This is a genomic window from Burkholderia sp. JPY481, assembly GCF_038900515.1.
In the GTDB taxonomy this organism is placed as follows: domain Bacteria; phylum Pseudomonadota; class Gammaproteobacteria; order Burkholderiales; family Burkholderiaceae; genus Paraburkholderia; species Paraburkholderia youngii.
On the sequence record NZ_JAYMRT010000041.1, the window covers coordinates 21,546 to 27,545 of the forward strand.

A 6,000-nucleotide genomic window follows, 5' to 3' on the forward strand; every position below is an offset into this window, starting at 1 on the left:
TTCGACATCCGAATCGATACCACACGAAAGGCAGGCGGCCGTCATGATGTTCTCGTTCAATCCCGCATTCGAAGCACCGAGCGGCTCGCCGATCCGCGAGCTGTTCAAATACCTCGCGCAGCCCGGCATGATCTCGTTTGCCGGCGGCTATCCGGCGAGCGATCTGTTCGACCGTGAAGGACTCGATGCCGCGGCCGCGCGCGCCTCGCATCAGCCGACGCTGTGTCTGCAATACGGCCCGACCGATGGCATCGCTATCCTCAAGGAACAGCTCGCGCAACTGATGGCACGGCGCGGCGCGCCCTGCACGCCAACAGAGCTGCTGGTGACGACCGGTTCGCAACAAGGCTTCGATCTGCTGCTGCGCGTGATGATGGCGCCCGGCGACGTCGTGCTCGTCGAACAGCCCGCGTATCCGGCCACGTTGCAGGCGCTGAAACTGCAACAGGCCGACGTCGTCACGGTATCCGTCGATCAGCACGGACTCGACGTCGCGAAGCTCGCCGCAGTGCTCGAATCGGGCACGCTGCGTCGCGCTCCCAAGCTGCTGTACACGGTGCCGACCTTCGCGAATCCGACTGGCGCGACGTTGTCGCTCGAACGTCGACTCGCATTGTTGAAACTGGCGGTGCGTTATCGGTTCGTGATCGTCGAAGACGATCCGTACGGTGATCTGCGTTTCGGCGGCACGGCCGTGCCTTCGCTTTTCGCGTTGAGCGAGCAGGTGCCCGGTTCGCGCGACTGGGTCGTGCATTTTTCGAGTCTGTCGAAAATCGTCGCGCCGGGTTTGCGGGTCGGCTGGATGGTCGCGCACGGGGAGATCGTGCGGCGCTGCGTGGTCGCCAAGCAGACGGTCGATCTGTGCAGCGCGCCGTGGACCCACGTGATTGCGGCCGAGTACCTCGCGAGCGGCGCGTTGGAGCGTCATCTGCCGCGCATCATCGATGCGTATGCGGTGAAATGCCGCGCGCTATGCGATGCGCTCGATACTCATCTCGCACAGCACATCGCGTTTCATCGTCCGGCCGGCGGCATGTTCGTGTGGGCGCGTCTTAATGCGGCGCGCGATGCATCCGACTATCTGCGCATGTGCATTGAACAGAACGTGATGTTCGTGCCGGGCGTCGCGTTCTACAAGGACTCGGTCGATAGGGCGGCGCTGCGTCTGTCGTTTGCCGCGCCGGGTGTGGATGAGATTGAAACCGGCGTGCATCGAATGAAGCGCGCGCTCGAGCTGTACTTCGAGGGGCAATAAAACCCGCAATGCATCAATACAATCCGCGCAATGCGGAAATTACCCGGTTAGCATCTAATGTGCAGCCGGGTTTTTTATTCCAATGCCAAAAATTGTGGCGATTTAGCAGAATTCACCGCATTCCTTATTAATTGTGGAATTGCGTTGAGTGCCAATACGCAATCGTTTTCGTCCGCGTAAGCCGCTTCCTCAGGTCGGCCGTGCCAAGCTTCGGCCACGTCCGGAGGATTACCACGGCGGGCGGTGCGCACTCGCGAGCGGACCGTCAAATGATCGCCGCAATGAAATCTTTATTGCGTGCGGTAATTCGAAATTATGCGAATTGAATATATTCGCGCGTTGCCAAATTTCGTAATGAAAATGGCCGATTTATATGCGAAATGCCATTTATAAAGATAAGAAACCGTGTAATTATGTGTTTGCCGGTCGGTTTCCGTTTTGCGTGATTCCCTGCGTGTCTAAGAGACAGGTTTTGCATGGGCTCGCGCCACGCGAGCCGACCTTCGCACGGGAAAGCACCGTCGCCCGTCGCGTTCGCCCACGCATGCCGCATATGAGTGCCGCACGAGCATGCGTGAGCGGGCCACAAAAAACGTTAAATGAAGAAGAAAAGAGGGCAACGCAATGAATTCACTCGACGAGAAGCGGCCGCTGTTGATCTACGACGGCACGCTCGGCGACCTCTACGGCATCTTTTTCAGAAGCCTTTTGCTGCAAATCGTGACGCTCGGCATTTACCGCTTCTGGGCGACCACGAACAACCGCCGCTATGTCTGGTCGCACATGCGGTTTCAGGACGAGCGCTTCGAGTACACCGGCACCGGGGGCGAGCTATTCAAGGGCTTTCTGGTCGCGATCGTGGTCGTATTGGGCGCGACGTTCGCGGCTGGGGCGCTGAGTGTGGTCTTGCGCATGCTGACGAAAAGCGGGGCGCTCGGTTCGCTGCCTGTCATCGCGTTTTATCTGCTGATCGTCGTGTTCGCGGCGGCCGCGTTTTTCAGCGCGCAGCGCTACCGGCTGAGCCGCACGCAGTGGTGCGGTGTTCGCGGCGGTATGACCGGCTCGGCGCTTGGCTACGGAGTGCACGCGCTGCTGTATGCGCTGTTGTGCGTTGTCACGCTTGGCCAGACGATGCCGTGGACGTCGATGCGTCTGACGGAGCGCCGCATCAACGCGAGCAGCTTCGGTAGCCTGGCGTTTCGCTTCAAGGGGCGCGCGGGGGTCGTCTACGGTCTGTTCCTCGTTACGTTCGTCGGCGTGGTCGTTCTTTTTGCGGTGCTGTTCATGGTGTTTCTGAAGGGCGCGCTCGCATCGATGCATGTCGGCCACGTGTCGGGGGCGGGTGTGGCGCCCTGGCGGGCCGCGCTCGGATCGCTGTTTTTGTTTTATGCACTGTTCTCGATCGGCACGATGCTGATCCGCGGCTTCTATGTCGCCGCGCTGACGCGTCATGTGATGGGCAATACGTCGCTCGGCTCGCAATTGCATTTCGGCAGCAACGTCAGCGTCGCGCGTCTGCTCGGCTTGCAGTGCGGCAACCTCGCGATCATCGTGTTCACGCTGGGCTGCGGTGCGCCGATCGTACTGCATCGGCTGATGCGCTTTGCCGCCGACACGCTGCAGGTTTCCGGCTATCTCGATCCGCACATGCTGGGGCAAAGCACCGTGGCTGCGCCGCTGACCGGCGAGGGCATGCTGAACCTGCTGGATCATGGTGGCGCCTTTTGAGTTCGGATTCGCGTTGAGTGCGCAAACCTGGACGGCGGTTCGCACGGTGTGCGCTCACCGATAGGACACGCGACTCATCGAAGGCGTGAGAGCGAAACGCAGTACGCTCAATGACTTAGCGTAGTCATGCTCAGCTTGTCCACAAGCTTGTTCCCAAAATCTGTGGACAACAGGGGAGACGTGAAGCGGAGAACTCGCGCGCGTAAGGCTACCGGGAAGGTACAGCACAAAAACAAACAGCGGGACTCACCGTCAACCGGTTCATCCCGCTGCTTGTGTGTGACGATGTGCGTGGCTTGCCGTGCGGCGCGCACGGCAAGCGTGGCAAACGCTTATCGGTCGAGGAACGACTTCAGACGGTCCGCGCGGCTCGGATGCATGAGCTTGCGCATCGCCTTGCTCTCGATCTGACGGATCCGCTCGCGCGTCACGTCGAACTGCTTGCCCACTTCTTCGAGCGTGTGATCCGACTTCGTGTTGATGCCGTAGCGCATGCGCAGCACCTTCGCTTCGCGCGGCGACAGCGAGTCGAGCGCGTCGTCGATTGCAGCACGCAGGTCGGCCTGCATCGCGGCATCCGCCGGCGACGACACGGCTGCGTCTTCGATCATGTCGCCGAGCGTCGCATCGCCGTCGTCGCCGACCGGCGTTTCGAGCGATACCGGTTGCTTCGCGATCTTCAGAATCCCGCGCACCTTCTCTTCCGACAACTCCATGCGTTCCGCGAGCACCGCCGGATGCGCTTCCTGGCCGGTCTGCTGCAGGATCTCGCGCGAAATGCGGTTCAGCTTGTTGATCGTTTCGATCATGTGCACCGGCACGCGGATCGTGCGGGCCTGATCGGCGAGCGAACGCGTGACGGCCTGACGGACCCACCACGTCGCATACGTCGAAAACTTCCAGCCACGACGGTATTCGAACTTGTCCACGGCCTTCATCAGACCGATGTTGCCTTCCTGGATCAGATCGAGGAACAGCATGCCGCGGTTCACGTACTTCTTCGCGATCGAGATCACGAGACGCAGGTTCGCCTCGATCATCTCGCTCTTGGCCTTGCGCATCTTCGACTCGGCCGCGACCATCTTGCGGTTGATCTCTTTCAGATGCTTGAGCGGCAGCGACACTGTCGCTTCGATGTCGATCAGCTTCTGCTGTTCGGACTGGATGGCCGGCAGATGACGCTCGAGCGCCGCGCCGTACGTCGAAGCGCCGGTGCGCGCGGCACGCTCGGTCCAGCCGAGGTCGGCCTCGTTACCCGCGAACGTCTCGATGAACTTCTCGCGCGGCATGCCGGCCTTCGAGACGACGATCTGCAAAATGTTGCGCTCGATCGCGCGCACTTGCGCGACCTGGTGCTGCACGTCGCCGCACAGACGGTCGATCGTGCGTGCGGTGAAGCGGATCTTCGCGAGGTGCTGCTGAATGTCTTCGCGCGCGCGCAGATAGGCCTTCGAGGTGACGTCGCCGCGCGTGTGCGACGCGTTCATCTGGTCGAACAGTATGCCAACCTGGGCGAAGATTTCGAGGCAGTCGCTCGTGAGCTGCTTCAGGCGAGCTTCGTCCGCCGCCGACGAATCGGCCGGGCCGTCGTCGTCTTCTTCTTCGTCGTCGCTGTCTTCGTCGGCAACGCTGTCTTCGTCGGCATCCGCATCGGCGCTCTCGACTTCTTCCGCGGCGCCGGTCTCTTCATTCAGACCGTCGACGAGTTCGTCGATGCGCAGCTCGCCGTCGGCAACCTGCTGCGCGCTCGCGAGGATTGCGGAGATCGCGAGCGGGCATGCGGCGATCGCCTGGACCATTTCGTGCAGGCCGTCTTCGATGCGCTTCGCGATCGCGATTTCGCCTGCGCGGGTGAGTAGCTCTGTCGCGCCCATTTCGCGCATGTACATACGCACGGGGTCGGTGGTGCGGCCGAATTCGGAGTCGACGGTCGACAGCGCGACTTCGGTTTCCTCGTCCGCCTGGTCGTCCGACACCACCGCGGGGGAGTTCGAGTTGAGTAGCAGCGTTTCTGCGTCCGGCGCCTGCTCGTACACTTGCACGCCCATGTCGCTGAACGCGCTGACGATGCTGTCGATCGCGGCGGTTGCGGTGAAGTTGTCGGGCAGGTGGTCGTTGATCTGCGCGTGGGTCAGATAGCCTTGCTCTTTACCCAGCTGAATCAGTGCGCGCATCAGGCGCTGGCGTTCTTCGGCTTGTTGCGGCGGCAGCTCGGCTGCCACAGGGATCGCTTTGCTGGCGCCCTTGCCTTTGGCCGCACGGCCGGACGGAACTTTGGCAGTGAAGGCGGCGGTTTCGTGTTGCGAATCTTCGCGATCAAAAGGGTTCACGTAATTTCCTCTAGAGGCTTCGCTATGAGACGCAAGACGCTACCGTCAGGCGTTTCGAGCAGGGCTCAGCATCACCTGATGTGACTCAACGCGGTTGTTGGGCTGTGCTCTGGGGAGCAAAAAAGATGAGCCCGCTCGAAGCGGGCCGATGGACATGCGAAATTTTGCGCGGCTCGCATTATATACGAGCTTGGGGGTTCGCGCTCATGGGTGCACATCAAATCATCGTCGTTGTTGTCGCATGCATGCGTGAGACTGCGCGGGTGCGGAGTCCGTGTGCATGCGCGGGACACGACGTAGATAGGGGCGCGTTGATCCTTGCACAAGGGGGCTTGTCGTTTTCTTATCTATGGGGGCCGCATCCTCGTGTGCTGTCCCCAAAAGAAATTCGCAGAAGGGGCTTGACGTGTTGTCGACCGCTCTCCATAATCTTGTTTCTCTGCTGCAGACGCAGCGACGCAAACGAAGCGGTGCCGGGTAGTGGTGGTTCAGGCGCGGCGGGTTGGGCGGATCGATCTTTAAAAACTAACAGCCGATAAGTGTGGGCGCTTGATGCGGAGTGCGGCGGCGGATTCTTCTGGATCTGCTGCAAGGCAAAAGGTATCAGAAAGCCTCACACAGTATTAGAGGAAGGTTTATCTGTCGAAAGACGGATTGATCATCGTCAGTACGTTGAGTGAGCGACCG

At 60.8% G+C, this 6,000-nt stretch carries 3 protein-coding genes; 2 read left to right on the plus strand and 1 reads right to left on the minus strand.

Going from position 1 to position 6,000, the window contains the following annotated elements:
* Nucleotides 1-46: 46 nt before the first annotated feature.
* Together VSR82_RS37820 and VSR82_RS37825 are read left to right on the plus strand one after the other, a co-directional pair.
* Nucleotides 47-1,255, plus strand: coding sequence for an aminotransferase-like domain-containing protein (locus VSR82_RS37820; RefSeq protein WP_498858705.1), 1,209 nt, complete (start codon nt 47-49; stop codon nt 1,253-1,255).
* Nucleotides 1,256-1,879: 624 nt separating this feature from the next.
* A complete protein-coding gene (locus VSR82_RS37825) occupies nt 1,880-2,983 on the plus strand; it encodes a YjgN family protein (protein ID WP_429456578.1) in 1,104 nt (367 codons plus the stop codon).
* Nucleotides 2,984-3,315: 332 nt separating this feature from the next.
* On the opposite strand, the gene rpoD is transcribed toward VSR82_RS37825, so the two are convergent.
* Nucleotides 3,316-5,313: an RNA polymerase sigma factor RpoD gene (gene rpoD, locus VSR82_RS37830; protein ID WP_368587436.1), complete on the minus strand. Its 1,998-nt coding sequence runs from the start codon at nt 5,311-5,313 to the stop codon at nt 3,316-3,318.
* Nucleotides 5,314-6,000: the final 687 nt, after the last annotated feature.